Here is a 272-nt window from a genome sequence, read left to right on the forward strand (position 1 = left end):
GAACGGGCCCTGTACGGCGCGTGGTACGAGTTCTTCCCGCGCTCGGAGGGCACGCCCGAGCGCCCGCACGGCACGTTCCGCACCGCCGCCCGCCGGCTGCCCGCGATCGCCGCGATGGGCTTCGACGTCGTCTACCTGCCGCCGATCCACCCCATCGGCACGACCTTCCGCAAGGGCCGCAACAACACGCTCACGCCCGGCCCGGACGACGTGGGCGTGCCCTGGGCGATCGGGTCGCCGGAGGGCGGGCACGACGCCGTCCACCCCGACCT

The 272-nt window shown here is 75.0% G+C and carries 1 pseudogene; it reads left to right on the forward strand.

Features of this window, described 5'->3' with window-relative positions:
* Positions 1 to 272: pseudogene (locus ALMP_RS35635) on the forward strand (alpha-1,4-glucan--maltose-1-phosphate maltosyltransferase); the annotation flags it as partial.

The organism is Streptomyces sp. A012304 (assembly GCF_026008495.1).
Lineage (GTDB): Bacteria > Actinomycetota > Actinomycetes > Streptomycetales > Streptomycetaceae > Streptomyces.